This window comes from Pseudomonas sp. 18175 (genome assembly GCF_050432925.1).
GTDB lineage: Bacteria > Pseudomonadota > Gammaproteobacteria > Pseudomonadales > Pseudomonadaceae > Aquipseudomonas.
Map to the genome: position 1 here is coordinate 42,567 of NZ_JBKFTO010000012.1, position 18,849 is coordinate 61,415.

The 18,849-nt window shown below is 59.6% G+C and carries 18 protein-coding genes; 2 read left to right on the top strand and 16 right to left on the bottom strand.

Annotated elements, in window-relative coordinates; translation table 11 throughout:
* Positions 1-48: 48 nt before the first annotated feature.
* From garD to rplM, 12 genes are all read right to left on the bottom strand, one after another.
* Entirely contained in the window at positions 49-1,602 is a 1,554-nt protein-coding gene (gene garD / locus ACLD1Y_RS17495; RefSeq protein ID WP_429479130.1) for a galactarate dehydratase, read from the bottom strand.
* Positions 1,603-1,613: 11 nt separating this feature from the next.
* Positions 1,614-2,978: an MFS transporter gene (locus tag ACLD1Y_RS17500; RefSeq protein ID WP_028618838.1), complete on the bottom strand. Its 1,365-nt coding sequence runs from the start codon at positions 2,976-2,978 to the stop codon at positions 1,614-1,616.
* Positions 2,979-3,077: 99 nt separating this feature from the next.
* On the bottom strand, positions 3,078-4,523 hold the full coding sequence (locus tag ACLD1Y_RS17505; RefSeq protein ID WP_429479131.1) for an aldehyde dehydrogenase family protein: 1,446 nt from the start codon (positions 4,521-4,523) through the stop codon (positions 3,078-3,080).
* Positions 4,524-4,577: 54 nt separating this feature from the next.
* A complete protein-coding gene (gene kdgD / locus ACLD1Y_RS17510) occupies positions 4,578-5,489 on the bottom strand; it encodes a 5-dehydro-4-deoxyglucarate dehydratase (RefSeq protein WP_135287404.1) in 912 nt (303 codons plus the stop codon).
* A 489-nt stretch (positions 5,490-5,978) separates the two neighbouring features.
* A complete protein-coding gene (locus ACLD1Y_RS17515) occupies positions 5,979-6,728 on the bottom strand; it encodes a FadR/GntR family transcriptional regulator (protein WP_429479132.1) in 750 nt (249 codons plus the stop codon).
* A 158-nt stretch (positions 6,729-6,886) separates the two neighbouring features.
* Entirely contained in the window at positions 6,887-7,306 is a 420-nt protein-coding gene (locus tag ACLD1Y_RS17520) for a ClpXP protease specificity-enhancing factor (protein ID WP_122487516.1), read from the bottom strand.
* A gap of 17 nt (positions 7,307-7,323) precedes the next feature.
* Positions 7,324-7,941, bottom strand: coding sequence for a glutathione S-transferase N-terminal domain-containing protein (locus tag ACLD1Y_RS17525; protein ID WP_057701613.1), 618 nt, complete (start codon positions 7,939-7,941; stop codon positions 7,324-7,326).
* Positions 7,942-8,089: 148 nt separating this feature from the next.
* Positions 8,090-8,869 (bottom strand): cytochrome c1, encoded by a 780-nt coding sequence (locus ACLD1Y_RS17530; protein WP_429479133.1) that lies wholly within the window; start codon positions 8,867-8,869, stop codon positions 8,090-8,092.
* Positions 8,869-10,080, bottom strand: coding sequence for a cytochrome b (locus tag ACLD1Y_RS17535; RefSeq protein ID WP_017734511.1), 1,212 nt, complete (start codon positions 10,078-10,080; stop codon positions 8,869-8,871). The genes ACLD1Y_RS17530 and ACLD1Y_RS17535 overlap by 1 nt, the downstream gene beginning before the upstream one ends.
* The gene (gene petA, locus ACLD1Y_RS17540; RefSeq protein ID WP_101266502.1) at positions 10,080-10,676 is read right to left on the bottom strand and encodes a ubiquinol-cytochrome c reductase iron-sulfur subunit; all 597 of its coding nucleotides are present in this window, start codon (positions 10,674-10,676) and stop codon (positions 10,080-10,082) included. The genes ACLD1Y_RS17535 and petA overlap by 1 nt, the downstream gene beginning before the upstream one ends.
* A 265-nt stretch (positions 10,677-10,941) precedes the next feature.
* Entirely contained in the window at positions 10,942-11,334 is a 393-nt protein-coding gene (gene rpsI / locus ACLD1Y_RS17545) for a 30S ribosomal protein S9 (protein WP_002555064.1), read from the bottom strand.
* Between the two features lie 14 nt (positions 11,335-11,348).
* Positions 11,349-11,777, bottom strand: a complete 429-nt coding sequence (gene rplM, locus ACLD1Y_RS17550; RefSeq protein WP_003188508.1) for a 50S ribosomal protein L13 — start codon at positions 11,775-11,777, stop codon at positions 11,349-11,351.
* Between the two features lie 248 nt (positions 11,778-12,025).
* Between rplM and ACLD1Y_RS17555 the strand changes: the two genes are divergently transcribed.
* Positions 12,026-13,066 (top strand): NADP(H)-dependent aldo-keto reductase, encoded by a 1,041-nt coding sequence (locus ACLD1Y_RS17555; protein ID WP_106805156.1) that lies wholly within the window; start codon positions 12,026-12,028, stop codon positions 13,064-13,066.
* Positions 13,067-13,180: 114 nt separating this feature from the next.
* Here the strand turns inward: ACLD1Y_RS17555 and ACLD1Y_RS17560 are convergent, their stop codons facing one another.
* The gene (locus tag ACLD1Y_RS17560; RefSeq protein WP_429479134.1) at positions 13,181-14,317 is read right to left on the bottom strand and encodes an acyl-CoA dehydrogenase family protein; all 1,137 of its coding nucleotides are present in this window, start codon (positions 14,315-14,317) and stop codon (positions 13,181-13,183) included.
* Positions 14,318-14,537: 220 nt separating this feature from the next.
* Between ACLD1Y_RS17560 and ACLD1Y_RS17565 the strand changes: the two genes are divergently transcribed.
* Entirely contained in the window at positions 14,538-15,458 is a 921-nt protein-coding gene (locus ACLD1Y_RS17565) for a GlxA family transcriptional regulator (RefSeq protein ID WP_429479272.1), read from the top strand.
* Positions 15,459-15,604: 146 nt separating this feature from the next.
* Here the strand turns inward: ACLD1Y_RS17565 and zapE are convergent, their stop codons facing one another.
* The 3 genes from zapE to ACLD1Y_RS17580 form a co-directional block, all read right to left on the bottom strand.
* Positions 15,605-16,699, bottom strand: coding sequence for a cell division protein ZapE (gene zapE / locus ACLD1Y_RS17570; RefSeq protein WP_429479135.1), 1,095 nt, complete (start codon positions 16,697-16,699; stop codon positions 15,605-15,607).
* Between the two features lie 79 nt (positions 16,700-16,778).
* Positions 16,779-18,134, bottom strand: coding sequence for a tryptophan--tRNA ligase (locus ACLD1Y_RS17575; protein WP_429479136.1), 1,356 nt, complete (start codon positions 18,132-18,134; stop codon positions 16,779-16,781).
* A 24-nt stretch (positions 18,135-18,158) separates the two neighbouring features.
* Positions 18,159-18,794, bottom strand: coding sequence for an alpha/beta hydrolase (locus ACLD1Y_RS17580; protein WP_429479137.1), 636 nt, complete (start codon positions 18,792-18,794; stop codon positions 18,159-18,161).
* Between the last annotated feature and the right edge of the window lie 55 nt (positions 18,795-18,849).

Consider the following 18,849-nt stretch of genomic DNA (forward strand, 5'->3'; position numbering starts at 1 on the left):
ACCCAGCGCGGGGCAAGCCCGCTCACTACAAAGGCAGGCGACGCGGTCTCAGGTAATGGGCGCCGGGTTGAACAACGTAATGTCGTTATGCAGCTTATGCCGCTCCGCCCACGTCTGCTTCTTGCCACTGGCCACATCCAAGTAGAAGTGGAACAACTCCCACCCCAATTCCTCGATGCTCGCACGCCCGGTAGCGATGCGCCCCGCGTCGATATCGATCAGGTCCGGCCAACGCTGCGCCAACTCCGTACGCGTCGACACCTTAACCACCGGCGCCATCGCCAGCCCGTAAGGCGTGCCCCGCCCGGTGGTGAACACATGCAGGTTCATCCCGGCCGCCAGTTGCAAGGTGCCGCACACAAAGTCACTGGCTGGCGTGGCGCAAAAGATCAAACCCTTGCCCTTGAAGCGTTCGCCAGGCCCGAGCACGCCATTGATCGCGCTGCTGCCGGACTTGACGATGGAGCCCAAGGACTTCTCGACAATATTCGACAAACCGCCCTTCTTATTGCCCGGCGTGGTGTTGGCGCTACGGTCCGCCTCGCCCTTGGCCAGGTAACGGTCGTACCAGTCCATTTCCCGCACCAGTTCCTGGGCAACGGCCTCGCTTTCGGCGCGGGACGTCAGCAGGTAGATGGCATCGCGCACTTCGGTCACTTCGGAAAACATCACCGTCGCACCGGCGCGCAGCAGTAAGTCCGAGGCATAGCCCAGCGCCGGGTTGGCGGTGATGCCGGAAAACGCATCGCTGCCGCCGCACTGCATACCCAGGATCAACTCCGCAGCCGGCACGGTTTCACGGCGACGCTGGTCGAGTTTCTTTAGGCGCGTTTCGGCCAGCGCCATGATCTGCTCGATCATCTCGGTAAAGCCGTGGCTGGAATCCTGCAACCGATACAACCACGGCTCGCTCAGGTCGACGGAGCTGTCGTTGTCGTGCATCACCTGCCCGGCCTGCAATTTCTCGCAGCCCAGGCTGATCACCAGGGCTTCGCCCCCCAGGTTCGGGTTGCGCGCCAGGTTGCGCACGGTGCGGATCGGGATGTAGGCATCCGTCGCGGTAATGGCTACGCCGCAGCCATAGCTGTGGGTCAGCGCCACCACGTCATCGACGTGGGGGTACTTGGGCAGCAATTCATCCTTGATGCGCTTGACCGCATGGTCCAACACCCCCGTCACGCACTGCACCGTGGTGGTGATACCGAGGATATTGCGCGTGCCCACGGTGCCGTCGGCGTTGCGGTAACCCTCAAACGTAAACCCCTCCAACGGTGCCTGGGTTTCAGGCACCTCGGTGGACAGCGGCAAGCTGTCCAGCGGCGGCGCGGTGGGCATGCGCAGCTGATCTTCCTGCACCCAACTGCCGCGCGGGATCGGCGCCAGGGCGTAACCGATGGTCTGGCCGTAGCGAATAATCTGACCGCCCTCGGGGATATCTTCCAGGGTCACCTTGTGGCTCTGGGGGATGAAATCCACGGTGACCAGGCCGTCCGGAAACTCGGTCCCGGCCGGTACGCCCTGGTCATTGACCACGATCACCACGTTGTCGCGCTCGTGCAAACGAATGGAGCGCGGCGAGTCGGCATGTTCAATCAACTGCATTACATCGCCCCTCAGGAATGCGCTTCGGTTAGGTTGGTCAACTCAGGGCCCTTGGCTGGCGGCTCTTTGAGGACTACACGCTTGATCGGGCCAACGATGACCAGGTAGCTGAACACCGCCACCAGCGCATTGGCGCCGACGAACACCAACGCCCACTTGAACGAGCCGGTGGTGCTGATGATGTAGCCGATGACGATTGGCGTCGTGATCGACGCCAGGTTACCGAAGGTGTTGAACAAGCCGCCACTGAGGCCGGCGATTTGTTTCGGCGAAGTGTCGGATACCACCGCCCAGCCCAGTGCGCCAACGCCTTTACCGAAGAAGGCCAGGGCCATGAAGCCCACCACCATCCATTCGATATCCACATAGTTACAGGCCACGATGCTGCTGGAAATCAGCAGGCCACCAATGATCGGCGCCTTGCGTGCAAAGGTCAGCGAATGGCCCTTGCGCAGCAGGTAATCGGAAATCACCCCACCGAGCACGCCACCGATAAAGCCGCAGATGGCCGGCAACGAGGCAATAAAACCGGCCTTGAGGATGGTCATGCCACGGTCCTGCACCAGGTACACCGGGAACCAGGTCAGGAAGAAGTAGGTGATGCCGTTGATGCAGTACTGGCCCAGGTACACGCCGAGCATCATGCGATTGGTCAGCAACTGCCGGATGTAATCCCACTTCGGACCGTCGGTTTTCTTACCCTTGCCCTTGTCCTGGTCCATATCGACCATCGCGCCATTGGCGGCGATGTGGTTGAACTCGGCTTCGTTGATCATCGGGTGCTGGCGCGGGCTGTGGATAACTTTCAGCCAGATCAGCGAGAAGATAATGCCGATCACGCCCATCACGATAAACACGTGCTGCCAGCCAAAGCTGTAGACGATCCAGCCCATCAACGGCGCAAACAGCACCGTGGCGAAATACTGCGCCGAGTTGAAGATCGCCGAGGCAGTGCCGCGTTCAGCCGTAGGAAACCACGCTGCCACAATACGGGCGTTTCCGGGAAACGAAGGCGCTTCGGCCAGGCCCACCATAAAGCGCAGCATAAACAGCGCAACCACAGCGGTGGAGACACCGAACTCACCGACATAGCCTTGCAGCACGGTGAACAGTGACCAGGTGAAGATGCTCAGGGCATAGACTTTTTTCGAGCCGAAGCGGTCCAGCAGCCAGCCGCCGGGGATTTGCCCGGCCACGTAGGCCCAACCGAATGCAGAGAAGATATAACCGAGGGTGACCGCGTCGATGCCGAGGTCTTTTTGCAGGCTGGAGCCCGCGATGGCGATGGTGGCCCGGTCGGCGTAGTTGATGGTGGTCACCAGGAACAGCATGAGCAATATCAAATAGCGGACGTGGGTCGGCTTGGTCGCTTGCATGTAGAAGTACTCCCACTAATTATTTTTTTTGCGGGTAATGGTTTTCTGTTTTTTAGTGTGGGGACCGGCAGGCATCCGGCCCCCACAGGGTGTTGCGTGTTACGAACCGATGTAGCTGGTTTTCACCACTGTGTAGAACTCTTGCGCATAGCGACCTTGCTCACGCGAACCGTAGGATGAGCCTTTACGGCCACCGAATGGAACGTGGTAGTCCACGCCGGCAGTCGGCAAGTTGACCATCACCATCCCGGCCTGGGAGTGGCGCTTGAAGTGGTTGGCGTACTTAAGCGAGGTGGTGGCGATGCCTGCCGACAAACCAAACTCGGTGTCGTTGGCCATGGCCAGCGCCGCCTCGTAGTCCGCCACGCGTACCACGTTAGCCACTGGGCCAAAGATCTCTTCGCGGCTGATGCGCATGGCCGCTTCGCTGTCGGCAAACAGCGTCGGTGCCAGGTAGTAGCCTTCGGTGTCGCAGGTCACCAAGCCGCCACCGCTCACCAGCCGCGCGCCTTCGCTTTGGCCGATGTCGATGTACTTCAAGTCCTGGTCCAACTGGGCCTGGGAAACCACCGGGCCGATGTCGGTGCCGCTTTTCAACGCGTGGCCGACCTTGATCGACTTCATGCGCTCAGCCATGGCCGCAACAAACTGGTCGTGAATACCGGCGGTAACGATCAGGCGGCTGGAGGCCGTGCAACGCTGGCCGGTGGAGTAGAACGCGCTCTGTACCGACAACTCGACGGCCTGCTTGAGGTCAGCATCGTCGAGGATGATCTGCGGGTTTTTGCCGCCCATTTCCAATTGCACTTTGGCCTGGCGCGACACGCAGCTGACGGCGATCTGACGGCCCACACCCACGGAGCCGGTGAAGCTGATGCCATCGACTTTCGGGCTGTTGACCAACACGTCGCCGACAACACGACCACTGCCCATCACCAGGTTGAACACACCGGCCGGGAAACCGGCGCGGGAGATTATTTCAGCCAAGGCCCAGGCGCAGCCCGGCACCAACTCGGCAGGCTTGATCACCACGCAGTTGCCGTAGGCCAGGGCCGGGGCGACTTTCCAGGCGGGGATGGCGATCGGGAAGTTCCACGGCGTGATCAGGCCAACCACACCAAGGGCTTCGCGGGTCACTTCGACGTTGACGCCCGGGCGTACCGACGGCACGTAGTCGCCGGACAAACGCAGGCATTCACCGGCGAAGAACTTGAAGATGTTACCGGCGCGGGTCACTTCACCGATGGCTTCGGGCAGGGTCTTGCCCTCTTCACGGGCCAGCAGGGTGCCGAGTTCTTCACGGCGGGCGAGGATTTCGCTGCCGACTTTATCCAGGGAATCATGACGCGCCTGGATCCCGGAAGTGGACCAGGCCGGGAACGCGGCACGGGCGGCATCGATGGCGGCGTTGACTTGGGCGACGTCCGCCTTGGCGTATTCGCCAATGACATCAGACAACTCCGACGGGTTGAGGTTGACGCAATAGTCGGCGCCGGCCACCCATTGGCCATTAATGTAGTTTTCATAACGCTGGGCTTGGGACACGAATTCTCTCCTGACGCAAAAGGCCGCTGATTGCTCAGCGGCCTTGTAGATAAGTTATTGCGCGCCTTGCTTGTCGATCAGCGCGGCGAGGGCTTCGTATTCTTCCGGCAGCAGGTCGGTCAGCGGGGTGCGCACCGGGCCTGCGTCATGGCCGACGATTTTTGCGCCTGCCTTGACGATGCTCACGGCGTAGCCAGCCTTGCGGTTGCGGATATCCAGGTATGGCAGGAAGAAGTCGTCGATGATCTTGGCGACGGTGGCGTGATCGTCCTTGGCGATGGCGTGGTAGAAATCCATCGCCGTTTTCGGGATGAAGTTGAACACCGCCGAGGAGTACACCGGCACGCCCAAAGCCTTGTAGGCAGCGGCGTAAACCTCTGCGGTCGGCAAGCCGCCGAGATAGCTGAAACGATCACCGAGGCGACGGCGAATCGAGACCATCAGTTCGATATCGCCCAGGCCATCTTTATAGCCGATCAGGTTCGGGCAGCGCTCGGCCAGGCGTTCCAGCAGCGGCGCGGTCAGGCGGCAGACGTTACGGTTGTACACCACCACGCCGATTTTTACCGATTTGCACACCGCTTCAACGTGGGCGGCAACCCCGTCCTGGCTGGCTTCGGTGAGGTAGTGCGGCAGCAGCAGCAGGCCTTTGGCACCCAGGCGCTCGGCCTCTTGAGCGTACTCGATGGCCTGGCGGGTCGAACCGCCCACACCGGCGAGGATCGGCACGCTGGTGGCGCAGGTATCAACGGCGGTCTTGACCACCTGGGAATATTCGCTGGCGGCGAGGGAGAAAAACTCACCGGTGCCGCCTGCCGCGAACAAAGCAGTGGCGCCATACGGGGCCAGCCATTCCAGACGCTTGATGTAACCCGCCTGGTGGAAGTCACCCTGGGCGTTGAAATCGGTCACCGGGAAAGACAGCAGACCGTGGGAGAGGATGGACTTCAGTTCTTGTGGATTCATTATTCGAACACCCTGGGCGAAGACTTTCTGTCGAAAGATTATTGTTGGTTTGTTGATGTCGTACGTCATCGTACAACTATAAATAATTTCGTCAACAGCAATTCGTCGATGTCGTGCAATTGGGTGGGAGGGGTGGCGGAAATGGCGCACGGCGAGCGACTGCGCGCGGCGGTTCTGGATGGCGAAACGGGCAAGCCCTGATGCCAACACGACCCTGTAGTGAGCGGGCTTGCCCTAATGCCAGTCAGTTAAGGGTAAACACCGTCAGTGTGGCGAGGGAGCTTGCTCCCGCTGGGCCGCGTAGCGGCCCCAAAGATGGGACTGCTGCGCAGTCCAGCGGGAGCAAGCTCCCTCGCCACAGGTTAGCTTTTACTCTTTCTAACCCTTAACTGACTGGCATTGGGGCTTGCCCGTTCACTACAGGAGTCTGGGCGAGGCCGATTCTACGGTTGACCGTGTTTCACGGGGTTTGAAGCTGGGACTTTTCCTTCAACCGCGCTGCGCTTCTGCCTCTTCATGGGCATGGCGCAGCCGTTCACGGCTGTTGGTCAGGTGCAAACGCATGGCCGCCCGTGCCGCGTCCGAATCCTTACGGGCGATTGCCTCGTAGATCTCTTCGTGCTCACGGCTCAGGCGGCTCATGTAGTGCTGCTGATCGTCGTGGGCCAGGCGTGCCGAGTTCAAACGGGTACGCGGGATAATGCTGGTGCCCAGGTGGGTCATGATGTCAGTGAAGTAACGGTTGCCGGTGGACAAGGCAATTTCCAGGTGGAACGCAAAGTCGGACGCCACCGCATCGCCGGCGTGTGCCGCGCTTTCATTCAGAGCGTCAAGGGCGGCGCGCATGGTCGCCAGCTGTTCGTCGGTGCGGCGTAGTGCAGCCAAGCCGGCGGACTCGACTTCCAGGCTGATCCGCAACTCCAGGATCGCCAGCACATCACGCAACGTGACCACAGTGGCCGGGTCGATACGGAAGCCGCTCGGGCTCGGCGTATCCAACACAAAGGTGCCGATGCCGTGGCGGGTTTCAACCTGCCCTGCCGCCTGCAAACGCGAGATGGCTTCACGCACCACGGTGCGGCTGACGCCATGGGCATCCATGATCGCCGACTCGGTGGGCAATTTGTCGCCACGCTTGAGTTCGCCGTCGCGGATCTGCTCGGACAACACCGTGACCAATTCCTGGGCAAGGCTGCGGCGCTTGCGGGGGAGACGAGGGGCGGTGTTGGTGTTTTCCATGATGAATCATCTTTCTCGGTGAGCTTGAGGAGGCATCATAGCCCATGGCGGTTGTACGATCACCGTCCAGGCGCGACTTTCATCTATATCCTGCGCGCAAAAAAATGCCCCGGCACAGGCCGAGGCATTTTTCAGGCTGGCCCGAAGGCGATAGCCGCTTACTTCACCACTTTCAGGCTCGGCCGGCCGCTAGGGCGCGGTGGCTCGGCATCCGGTGGCGGCAAGTCATCGCCGTCTTCGTTTTCGATCGCTTCGTCATCCTCGAAAGGCGACTCCAGATCAAACACCATGCCTTGGCCATTCTCCCGGGCGTAGATCCCGAGGATGGCGCCAATCGGCACGAACAGCGTATGGGGCACACCGCCAAAACGCCCTTCGAAGCTGACCGCTTCGTTGTCCATGTGCAGGTGGCGCACGGCGCTGGGCGATACGTTAAGCACAATCTGCCCGTCACTGGCAAAACCCTGCGGTACCTGAACCGCAGGAAATTCGGAATTGACCAGCATGTGCGGGGTGCAATCGTTGTCCACAATCCACTCATAGAGCGCGCGGACCAGGTAGGGTCGACTGGAGTTCATCAGCGGCTCCTTAAGCCTTAGCGCATATCGCGTTCGACGCCAGACAGACTCGCCTGGAAAGCCTCACGCGCAAACTGGCGCTCCATGTAATCAAGCAGCGGCTTGGCAGGCCGCGGCAGTTCAATACCAAGAATCGGCAAACGCCAGAGTATCGGTAATAGGCAGCAATCCACCAAGCTTTGTTCCTCACTGAGGAAAAAAGGTTTATCGGCGAACAACGGCGAAACGCCGGTCAGGCTCTCGCGCAATTCCTTACGCGCCTGTACGCGAACAGCTTCTTTGCTACGCGAATCCAGAATCACATCCACCAGCCCGCACCAGTCACGCTGGATCCGATGGATCAGCAGGCGGCTGTTGGCACGCGCTACCGGATACACCGGCAGCAAAGGCGGATGGGGGTAACGCTCATCCAGGTATTCCATCACCACGGTCGACTCCCACAACGCCAAGTCACGATCGACCAGGGTGGGCAAGCTGCCGTAAGGGTTCACTTCGATCAGCTTTGGCGGCTGACGGCCCGCCTCCACACTGATGATCTCGGCGCTGACACCCTTCTCTGCGAGCACGATACGTACTCGATGGGAATAGTGGTCGGCGGGGTCGGAGTAACAGGCCAACCGATTGGTCACGCCCATGGCGGTCCTCCTCGCTTGTTGAAATTATCGAAAGCTCAAAAACGAGCGCGCCCAGAGAGCATCTCTGTAACGTCCGGTTCAACCAGTCGCTACGTATTCAGAGATGCCGCTGGGCGCGCAAGATTAACAGCAATTGCTTACGGTTGGATCAATGCACATCCTTCCAGTATTCGCGTTTGAGCAGATAGGCGAATACGAAGAAGAAAGCCAGGTACAGCAACACATAGGTACCGATGCGCTGGTGCTGCAATTTGACCGGGTTGGCCGAGTAGGCCAGGAAGGTCACGAGATTCTTGACCTTCTCGTCAAACTGCTCGTCAGTCAGCGCGCCGGGGGTGTCGATTTTCAGTTGGTCGCACGCTTCATGGGTCAACGGCGTGCCGGTCAACGGATCGTATTGCTTCTTGCCGTCTTCAACGACCTGAATCTGCTTGCATCCTACCACTTGCTTGCCCTGCAGGCCGACCAGAACGTTAGGCATGCCGACGTTCGGGAACACGCGGTTGTTCACGCCGTACGGGCGCGCCGGGTCTTCGTAGAACGACTTGAGGTAGCCGTAGAGCCAGTCAGTGCCACGTACGCGGGCCACCAGGGTCAGGTCGGGCGGTGCAGCCCCGAACCAAGCCTTGGCGTCGGCAGGCTGCATGCCGATGTTCATGTGGTCGCCAATCTTGGCACCGGTGAACACCGAGTGGCTGAGCATCACCTCATGAGGGATGCCCAAGTCATCGGCAACCCGCTCGTAACGCTGGAACTTGGCGCTGTGGCAGCCCATGCAGTAGTTGGTGAACGTGCGCAGACCGTCTTGCATGGCCGCCTTGTCGGAAACGTCGATATCAACTTTTTCCAACTCCGGGCCACCGTGCTCGGCGGCGAAGGACAGTAGCGGCAGCGCCGCAAGCATCAATGCAACGAATAATTTTTTCATCAGCCAGTCACCCTTTCCGGAACCGGTTTGGTCTTCTCTAGCCGGGTGTAGAACGGCATCAGAATGAAGTAGGCGAAGTACAGGAAGGTGCAGACCTGCGACAGCAATGTGCGCTCAGGGGTCGGCGCGAGTACGCCCAATACACCCAGGATCACGAAGGCGATACAGAACACCCACAGCCAGATTTTACTCAGCCAGCCTTTGTAGCGCATGGATTTGACCGGGCTTCGGTCGAGCCAAGGCAACACGAACAGCACCGCGATGGCCGCGCCCATGGCGATCACGCCCATGAGTTTGTCGGGGATCGCGCGCAAGATCGCGTAGAACGGCGTGAAGTACCAGACCGGGGCAATGTGCTCAGGGGTCTTGAAGGCGTTGGCTTGCTCGAAGTTAGGCTTCTCCAGGAAATAACCGCCCATCTCCGGGAAAAAGAACACGATTGAGCAGAACACGAACAGGAACACGACGACGCCGACAATGTCTTTCACGGTGTAGTACGGGTGGAACGGTATGCCATCCAGTGGGATGCCGTTCTCGTCCTTGTGCTTCTTGATGTCCACGCCATCGGGGTTGTTGGAACCCACTTCGTGCAGCGCCAGGATGTGCAATACCACCAGACCCAGGATCACGATCGGCAAGGCCACCACGTGCAAGGCAAAGAAGCGGTTCAGGGTGATGCCAGAGATCAGGTAGTCACCACGGATCCACTGGGTCAGGTCGTTGCCGATCACCGGGATGGCGCCAAACAGCGAGATGATCACCTGGGCGCCCCAATACGACATCTGGCCCCACGGCAGCAGGTAGCCCATGAAGGCTTCGGCCATCAAGGCCAGGTAGATCAGCATGCCGAACACCCACACCAGTTCACGCGGTTTCTGGTACGAACCGTAGAGCAGGCCGCGGAACATGTGCATGTACACGACGATAAAGAACGCCGAAGCACCGGTGGAGTGCAGCAGGCGCAAGATCGAGCCGTACTCGACGTCACGCATGATGTATTCGACGGAGGCGAATGCCTCTTCGGCCGACGGGGTGTAGCTCATCGTCAGCCAGACACCGGTCACGATCTGGTTGACCAACACCAGCAGCGCCAGGGAGCCGAAGAAGTAGAAGAAGTTGAAGTTTTTGGGCGCGTAGTACTTGCTGAGGTGGTCTTCCCACATTTTAGTGGCGGGAAAACGCGCATCCACCCAATCCATGAACTTGCTCATCAGGCCTTCTCCCCCTGGTCGACACCAATGATAACGATACTGTCAGTCTCGTATTGATGCGGCGGAACTGGCAGGTTCAAAGGCGCGGGTTGTGACTTGTAGACGCGGCCGGCCAGGTCGTAGTGCGAACCGTGGCAGGGGCAGAAGTAACCACCGACCCAGTCTTTGCCAAGGTCGGCAGGCGCGACTTCCGGACGGAAAGTAGGCGAACAGCCCAGGTGGGTGCAGATACCGATCAGCAGCAGAATCTCCGGCTTGATCGAACGAACTTCCTTATCGACGTAGGCGGGTTGGTCGGAATTCTTAGAGTCGGGATCAGACAGCTGACCCTCGATTTTCTTCAGATTCCCCAGGATCTCCTCGGTACGACGAACAATGAAGACCGGCTGGCCGCGCCACTCAGCAATCATCTGCTGGCCTGGCTCGATCTTGCTGATATTCACCTTCACCGGTGCACCTGCGGCTTTCGCCTTGGCACTGGGAAACCATGACCCCACGAACGGGACCGCAGCCCCCACCGCTCCTGCAGCACCCACCACGGATGTGGCTGCTACCAAGAAGCGACGCCGGCCTGCATTCACGCCGTCATTGCTCATTCAGTCCTCTCCCATCAGCTTTTTGGCCTGTTAAATCAGGCGTCTACTAAGTGTTGAATCTTTGCTTATAAAAATTTTGCCGAATGGTAATGAAAAGCCCACACTCTGACAAGGGAATTACCCGGAGGTGGGGTTCCAGACCTTGTAGTATAGGGGCTGTACGGATGTGGCAAGTTGTCACGGAGATTTTTCTGCATAAATTGCAGGCAATAAAAAACGCCCAACTCCGTGAGGAGCTGGGCGTTTTTGTGGAACGTAAAGCGAATTAACGCTTCGAGTACTGCGGACGCTTACGCGCTTTACGCAGACCGACTTTCTTACGTTCAACTTCACGAGCATCGCGAGTAACGAAGCCAGCTTTGCGCAGAGCGCCACGCAGGGTTTCGTCGTACTGCATCAGAGCGCGAGTGATACCGTGGCGGATTGCGCCAGCTTGACCACTTACACCGCCACCGATAACGGTGACGTAGATGTCGAACTTTTCAACGGTCTCGGTCAGTTCCAGCGGCTGACGAACTACCATGCGGGCAGTTTCGCGGCCGAAGAAGTTGTCCAGGGAGCGGTTGTTGATCGAGATGTTACCAGTACCCGGACGCAGGAAAACGCGAGCGGTTGCGGTTTTGCGACGGCCAGTGCCGTAATTTTGAGTCGCCGACATAATGAACTATTCCGTTAAAACTTCAGTTCTTGGGGCTGCTGAGCAGCATGAGGGTGTACAGCGCCCGCATAGACTTTCAGCTTGCGAAACATATCGCGACCCAGTGGGCCCTTAGGCAGCATACCTTTGACCGCGATTTCGATCGGGGCTTCAGGCTTCTTGGCAATCAGGCCTTCGAAGTTGGAAGACTTGATACCGCCTGGGAAACCGGAGTGACGGTAGTACATTTTGTCGCTTGCTTTGTTGCCGGTTACACGAACCTGCTCAGCGTTGATGATGACAATGTAGTCACCGGTGTCAACGTGAGGGGTGTACTCAGGCTTGTGCTTGCCACGCAGACGGCTGGCGACTTCAGTGGCCAGACGACCCAGGGTCTGACCAGCGGCGTCGACGACAAACCAGTCGCGCTGAACTGTTTCCGGTTTTGCAGTAAAAGTTGTCATTCTTTAATAGCCTCAGGGGCCGCCCTGTAAATTAGACGGCGGATCTTACTGAATAGTGCGTACTTTGACAAGTCAAAGGCAGCCGGATACAGACGCTATCGGGGGCTCGGGTCGGCGCGTCCGTTCAACGGCAAGATTCTTCGGCAGGCGGCGCATCACTTCCACTGCAGAAAGAGGTGGGCAATTATGCAGATTGCGAAAAAAAATTCAACCTGCTTTTATGATTGTTTTCCCCGAAGGAGTACCCGATGGATTATCGACAGCTGGGCCGTACGGATCTGAACGTGAGCGCGATAGCCTTGGGCACCATGACCTGGGGCGAGCAGAACAGCGAGGCAGAGGCCTTCGCACAGATCGAGCGGGCCAAGGCCGCAGGGATCAACTTCCTCGACACGGCCGAAATGTACCCGGTGCCGCCCAAGGCCGACACCTACGCCACCACCGAGCGTTATATCGGTAATTACTTCAAAAGCCGCGGCGACCGTGCCGACTGGGTGCTGGCCAGCAAGATCGCCGGCCCCGGCAACACCATCGACTACATCCGCGATGGCCACCTGCGCCACAACCGCAAGCATATCGTCGACGCCCTGGATGCCAGCCTCAAGCGCCTGCAAACCGACTGGATCGACCTCTACCAACTGCACTGGCCGGAGCGCAGCACCAACTTCTTCGGCCAACTGAGCTACAAGCACAAGGACGAAGACGACCTCACCCCGCTGGAAGAAACCCTCGAAGCGCTGGATGAGCAAGTGAAGGCCGGCAAGATCCGTCACATCGGCCTGTCCAACGAAACGCCATGGGGCACCATGAAGTTCCTGGCCCTGGCCGAAGCCCGTGGCTGGACCCGCGCCGTGTCGATCCAGAACCCCTACAACCTGCTCAATCGCAGTTTTGAGGTGGGCCTGGCGGAAGTCGCCATTCGCGAACAATGCGGCCTGCTGGCCTACTCGCCGCTGGCGTTCGGCATGCTCAGTGGCAAGTACGAGAACGGCGCACGCCCGGCCAAGGCGCGCTTGACCGAGTACAGCCGCTTCAGCCGGTACTTCAACCCGCAGTCGGAGGCGGCGTGCAGCCGTTATGTGGCCCTGGCGCGCGAACATGGCCTGGACCCGGCGCAGATGGCGTTGGCGTTCGTGACGCAGCAGCCGTTTGTGACCAGCAATATCATTGGGGCGACTTCGCTTGAGCAGTTGGATAGCAACATTGCCAGTGCTGACTTGAAGCTATCGAAAGAGGTGTTGGAGGGGATTGAGGCGATCCAGAAAGATCATCCGAATCCTGCGCCTTGATTGATCTGTAGGCCGCCATCGCAGGCAAGCCAGCTCCCACATTTGGAATTGTGAACACATTCAAATGTGGGAGCTGGCTTGCCTGCGATGCGGCCCTCAAACACACCGCAATACTCAAAGCGCCCGCGCAATAATCTCCTTCATGATTTCATTGGTCCCCGCATAAATCCGCTGCACCCGCGCATCCGCCCACGCCCGCGCAATCGGGTATTCCCACATAAAGCCGTAACCGCCGTGCAGTTGCACACACTCATCGAGCACCTTGCATTGCAAGTCCGTGGCCCAGTACTTGGCCATCGCCGCCGTGGGCACATCCAGCTTGCCTTCCAGATGCAATGCCATGCACTTATCCACAAACACGCGGCCAATCTGAATCTCGGTCGCCATCTCCGCCAGCTTGAACCGGGTGTTCTGGAAATCGGCAATGGCCTTGCCGAACGCCTTGCGCTCGCGGGTGTAGTCCAGGGTCCATTCCAGCGCCGCTTCGGCGGATGACACGGCACCGATCGCCACGGTCAAACGCTCCTGCGGCAGCTCCTGCATCAAATACGCGAAGCCCGCTCCCGCCTGCCCCAACAGATTTTCCTTGGGCACGCGTACGTCCTGGAAGAACAGCTCGGACGTGTCCTGGGCCTTCATGCCGACCTTCTCCAGGCGCTTGCCCTTGGCAAAGCCCGGCGTGTCGGCTTCCACCAGAAACAGGCTGGTGCCCTTGGCGCCAGCCTTGGGATCCGTCTTGGCGACAACGATCACCAACTCGGCCAGATAGCCGTTGGTGATGAAGGTCTTGGAGCCGTTGATCACGTATTCGTCGCCATCCAGCACGGCAGTGGTCTTGACGCCTTGCAGGTCGGAACCGGCGCCCGGCTCGGTCATCGCAATGGCCGTGACCATCTCGCCAGAGATCAATTTGGGCAAGTACTTGTGCTTCAGCGCCTCGCTGCCGTAATGCAGGATGTAGGGCGCAACAATGTCCGAATGCAGGGAAAAACCAATGCCCGTGAGGCCCAGCCGGCTGATCTCTTCGATCACCACTGCGCTGTAGAGAAAGTCTGCCCCCAGCCCGCCATATTCCTCCGGCAGGTGGGAACACAGCATCCCCGCCTCCCCCGCTTTGCTCCACAGGCTACGGTCGATATACCCCTGTTTCTCCCATTGCCCATGGAACGGCGCGGCGTCTTTTTCGAGAAAGGTGCGCACGCTCTCGCGAAAGAGTTCGTGCTCAGGGCTGAACAAGGTTCTGGGAATCATGGGTCACCTGCGTGGATTGTCGGACAAGGACGAGCCCACAGAGCCTATGCCGCGAAGGCAGCACGGGACACTGGACACATGCGACAAAAAATAAGACGATCCAGCCGTCTGGTGACCACTTTCCCCTATAAGAATAAATGAAATTATGTCTAACCAAATCTCCACGCCGTTGCGGCGCGTCAGCATTTTGGCCATTGATCGGGTATTCGCTTCAACCCTCATGCAAGCCAAGGATTTCTTCCATCTCGCCAGCCTGCGTTACGGCAAGCAACAAGGCCTGGGCCTGACGCCAGGGTTTCAAACGCGCTTAGTCAGCCCCGACGGGCAATCGGTGCGCAGCTTCAGTGATGTGGTCATGCCGGTGGACGGCGGCCTGGAAGACGCCGATATCATCGTGCTCCCGGCCTTCTGGGACGACTTCGACGCCCTGTGCACCCGCTACCCCCAAGTGCTGCCGTGGCTGCGTGCGCAACACGCACGCGGCGCCGTACTCTGCGGTGAAGCCACCGGGGTGTTCTGGCTGGCCGAAGCCGGGCTGCTCGATGGCAAGGAGGCGACCACCTATTGGCGCTTCTTCAACGCGTTCAGCGAGCGCTTCCCGCGGGTGCAACTCAACCAGGACAAGCACCTCACCGACGCCGATAACCTGTATTGCGCCGGCGGCACCACCTCAGCGTGCGACCTGTACATTTACCTGATCGAACGCTTCTGCGGCGCCAATATCGCCCAGGCCGTGGCCCGTGACATTCTCTATGAAGTGCAGCGCAGCTACTCACCGGGGCGCATCGGATTCGGCGGGCAGAAGCTGCACCAGGACGTGATCATCCTGCAGATCCAGCATTGGCTCGAAGAGCACTTCGCCGACAAGTTCCGCTTTGAAGACGTCGCCCGGGAACACGGCATGAGCATCCGCAACTTCATGCGCCGCTTCCAGACGGCGACCGGTGACAAGCCGCTGCACTACCTGCAACGCCTGCGTATCGAGACGGCCAAAGGCCTGCTCTCGGGCAGCCGCAAGAGCATCAAGACCATCAGTTATGAGGTGGGGTATGACGATGCGAGTTTCTTTGCGCGGTTGTTCAGGCAGCACACGGAACTGTCGCCGAACCAGTATCGGCAGCAGTTTCAACAAGCCGCGTAGGCAAGGCAGAACGCGGTAAACAATGTGGGAGCGGGCTTGCTCGCGAATGCGGTGGATCAGTCAATAAAAATGTCGACTGACACTCCGCATTCGCGAGCAAGCCCGCTCCCACACTAGCCCACTTTCACATTAGATATGCATTGCGCTTACGGCTTGTGCCCGCGCGACAGGAACTCGTGGGACTGCATTTCCAGCAAACGGCTCAGCGTACGCTGGAATTCAAAATTCAACCGACCGCCGGTGTACAGGTCCTTCAACTCAACCTCAGCCGAGATGATCAGCTTCACGTTGCGGTCGTAGAACTCATCGACCATGTTGATAAACCGCCGTGCGATGTCGTCGGTGGTGACGCCCATCTGCTCCACACCGCTCAAGATCACCGCGTGGAAGATCTTACCCAGCTCGATGTAATCGTTCTGGCTACGCGGGCCGTCGCACAGCGCGCGGAAGTCGAACCAGGCCACGTCATCGCAGGTGCGCAAGGCAACGATTTCGCGGTTCTCGATCATCAGCTTGTCGTTTTCCACCGCCTGGGTGCATTCCGGCGTGAGGGCGCGGAAGCTCTTGCGCAGGCTTTCGTGCGCCGCGTCGTTGAGCGGAAAGTGGAACAGCTCCGCTTGCTCCAGGTGACGCAGGCGGTAGTCGACGCCGCTGTCGACGTTGACGATCTCGGTGTTCTGCTTGATCAGCGCAATGGCCGGCAGGAAGCGCGCGCGTTGCAGGCCATCCTTGTACAGGCCGTCGGGCACGATGTTCGAGGTGGCCACCAGGGTCACGCCGTTCTTGAACAGCTCTTCCATCAAGGTGCCGAGGATCATGGCGTCGGTGATGTCGGAGACAAAGAATTCATCGAAGCAGATTACCCGCGCTTCGTCGGAGAAGCGCTTGGCGATGATGGTCAGCGGGTTTTTCTCGCCCGGCAGGGTCTTCATCTCTTCGTGCACACGCTTCATGAAGCGGTGGAAGTGGGTGCGGACCTTTTCCTTGAACGGCAGCGCTTCAAAGAAGGTGTCTACCAGGTAAGTCTTGCCCCGGCCGACGCCGCCCCAGAAGTACAGGCCTTTGACCGGGGTGTGGTCTTTCTTGCCAAACAGCTTGCTGAACATCCCTGGCTTGCTTTGCGAGGCCGCGACGAGGTCGTCGTACAGGCGCTGCAAGTGACGCACCGCCGTTTCCTGGGCAGCGTCATGGAAGAATTCAGGGCGTTTCAGATCAGCTTGATATCGTTCTAGGGGCGTCATAATTTCGTTAGCAAGGCAACAAAAACGGGCCGTCACTGTAACGACGGCCCTGATTAATGGCAATCAACCCTTGGTCGGGTCAATCTTCGATTGGGGTCAACGCAATGCGCAGGGCTTGAATGGCGGCATCGCGGGTCGCGCTGTCGGCGAACTGAGCACTGTCGGCCACTGCCGCGCCGTCCAGCCACACGCTGAAACCTAGGGCTTCAGGGCGTACGTCCAGCATCACACCACTTTGCAATTGCTTGGTCACTGCACCTGCGGCCTTGCCATCGGCGAAGTTACGCGACAGCAGCAGTTGCTCGCCATCGGCGGCCAGCAGGCGGAAGCGGAAGCTGCCGTCGTCTTCGCGGAAACTCACGAAGCGCGCGGCTTTTGCAGCTTTCTTCTTGGTGGCGACCGGCGCTGTAGCCTGCTCGACGAACGAACGCAGGCCCACCGCCTCACGCAGCTCAGCCAGGAAGGGAGCTGCCACCGCACGGGCTTTCTTGGCGCCGATCAGCAGCAGGTCTTCCATGTCCGCAGGGCGCGACATCAGTTGGTGATAACGCTCGCGGGCTTCGCCCAACTGGCCGTCCAACAGTTGGAACAGGCGGTTCTTCGCCTCGCCCCAACCCAGGCCTTGCAGCAGTTCGGCGCGGAACGCTTCTTCCTGGGCCTTGCTGGCAAACGCCTGGTACAGGGTGAACAAGTGGGAGTTGTCCGGGTCCTTGGCTTCGCCTGGGGCGCGCGAATCGGTGACGATGCGCGAGATCGCGTCCTTCATGTCCTTGGCGCTGGTGAACAACGGGATGGTGTTGTCGTAGCTCTTGGACATCTTGCGGCCATCCAGGCCCGGCAAGGTGGCGACGCTTTCCTCGATCAGCGCCTCGGGCATGGTGAAGAACTCTTTACCGTTGCCGAACAGGTGGTTGAAGCGCTGGCCGATATCGCGGGCCATCTCAACGTGCTGGATCTGGTCGCGACCCACCGGCACCTTGTGGGCGTTGAACATCAGGATGTCCGCCGCCATCAGCACCGGGTAGCTGTACAGGCCCATGGTGATGCCCGCATCCGGGTCTTCGCCAGTTTCCACGTTCTTGTCCACCGAGGCCTTGTACGCGTGGGCGCGGTTGAGCAGGCCCTTGGCGGCAACGCAGGTGAGCAGCCAGGTCAACTCGGGGATTTCCGGGATGTCCGACTGGCGGTAGAAGGTCACCCGGTTTACATCCAGGCCACCGGCCAGCCAGGTCGCGGCGATTTCCATACGCGAGCGCTGGATGCGCTGCGGGTCATCGCATTTGATCAGGGCATGGTAGTCGGCCAGGAAGTAGAAGGAATCGGCATTGGCGTCTTGGCTGGCAAGGATCGCCGGGCGGATTGCACCGGCGTAGTTGCCCAAGTGCGGCGTGCCGGTGGTGGTGATGCCGGTGAGGATACGGGTACGCGTCGTCATGGGTAATCGCTTATCAGACTGCTATCAATTCGAGAGGCGCGGCAGCACCAGATCCTTGAGATCGGTGAGCTTGCCATGAAAAAAGTGCCCGCATTCTGCCACTTTCAGCAGCTCATGGGGGCGATTCAGGGCGCCAGACCAGTCGTAGACGGTTTGCGGGTCGACCACTTCGTCGGTTTCTGGCTGGATCAACGTCAACGGGCAGCCCTGGGGCAACACGTCGCTGTCGCGCAGGCGCATCACCGCAGCCGCCACCATGAACAGGTGCGCGAGTTGTTCGCCCTTGGCTTCCAGGCGCCCGCCTAGGCTGGCGGCCACGTAGCCGCCGAACGAGAAACCGAGCAACGTCATCGGCAACTCCGGGTGTTTTTCCCGCAGCCAAGTAGCGGCCGCTTCGGCATCGTCCACTTCGCCGGTGCTCATGTCGTGGGTACCGGCACTCGCGCCGACGCCACGGTAATTGAATCGCAATGTAATCAAACCGGCATCGCGGGCGGTGCGTTGCAGGGTCGATACGACTTTATTGAGCATGGTCCCACCCTGCACCGGGTTGGGGTGGCAGATCAGCGCCAGGCCCCGTGGTTCGGGGTGATCCAGGTACAGGGCTTCCAATTGGCCTACCGGGCCATCGATCAAAACGGGGGTTTCACGCATGAGCATGAGATGAACTCCGTGACCTCTCAATGGGTCGACTCGTCTAGCTAAAAGTCTGTGC

Excerpts from the sequence above, each read along its gene's own strand:
- garD (WP_429479130.1), bottom strand. The coding sequence starts at position 1,602 with ATGCAGTTGATTGAACATGCCGACTCGCCGCGCTCCATTCGTTTGCAC.
- ACLD1Y_RS17500 (WP_028618838.1), bottom strand. The coding sequence starts at position 2,978 with ATGCAAGCGACCAAGCCGACCCACGTCCGCTATTTGATATTGCTCATG.
- kdgD (WP_135287404.1), bottom strand. The coding sequence starts at position 5,489 with ATGAATCCACAAGAACTGAAGTCCATCCTCTCCCACGGTCTGCTGTCT.
- ACLD1Y_RS17515 (WP_429479132.1), bottom strand. The coding sequence starts at position 6,728 with ATGGAAAACACCAACACCGCCCCTCGTCTCCCCCGCAAGCGCCGCAGC.
- ACLD1Y_RS17520 (WP_122487516.1), bottom strand. The coding sequence starts at position 7,306 with ATGAACTCCAGTCGACCCTACCTGGTCCGCGCGCTCTATGAGTGGATT.
- ACLD1Y_RS17525 (WP_057701613.1), bottom strand. The coding sequence starts at position 7,941 with ATGGGCGTGACCAATCGGTTGGCCTGTTACTCCGACCCCGCCGACCAC.
- ACLD1Y_RS17530 (WP_429479133.1), bottom strand. The coding sequence starts at position 8,869 with ATGAAAAAATTATTCGTTGCATTGATGCTTGCGGCGCTGCCGCTACTG.
- ACLD1Y_RS17535 (WP_017734511.1), bottom strand. The coding sequence starts at position 10,080 with ATGAGCAAGTTCATGGATTGGGTGGATGCGCGTTTTCCCGCCACTAAA.
- petA (WP_101266502.1), bottom strand. The coding sequence starts at position 10,676 with ATGAGCAATGACGGCGTGAATGCAGGCCGGCGTCGCTTCTTGGTAGCA.
- rpsI (WP_002555064.1), bottom strand. The coding sequence starts at position 11,334 with ATGTCGGCGACTCAAAATTACGGCACTGGCCGTCGCAAAACCGCAACC.
- rplM (WP_003188508.1), bottom strand. The coding sequence starts at position 11,777 with ATGACAACTTTTACTGCAAAACCGGAAACAGTTCAGCGCGACTGGTTT.
- ACLD1Y_RS17555 (WP_106805156.1), top strand. The coding sequence starts at position 12,026 with ATGGATTATCGACAGCTGGGCCGTACGGATCTGAACGTGAGCGCGATA.
- ACLD1Y_RS17560 (WP_429479134.1), bottom strand. The coding sequence starts at position 14,317 with ATGATTCCCAGAACCTTGTTCAGCCCTGAGCACGAACTCTTTCGCGAG.
- ACLD1Y_RS17565 (WP_429479272.1), top strand. The coding sequence starts at position 14,538 with ATGCAAGCCAAGGATTTCTTCCATCTCGCCAGCCTGCGTTACGGCAAG.
- zapE (WP_429479135.1), bottom strand. The coding sequence starts at position 16,699 with ATGACGCCCCTAGAACGATATCAAGCTGATCTGAAACGCCCTGAATTC.
- ACLD1Y_RS17575 (WP_429479136.1), bottom strand. The coding sequence starts at position 18,134 with ATGACGACGCGTACCCGTATCCTCACCGGCATCACCACCACCGGCACG.
- ACLD1Y_RS17580 (WP_429479137.1), bottom strand. The coding sequence starts at position 18,794 with ATGCTCATGCGTGAAACCCCCGTTTTGATCGATGGCCCGGTAGGCCAA.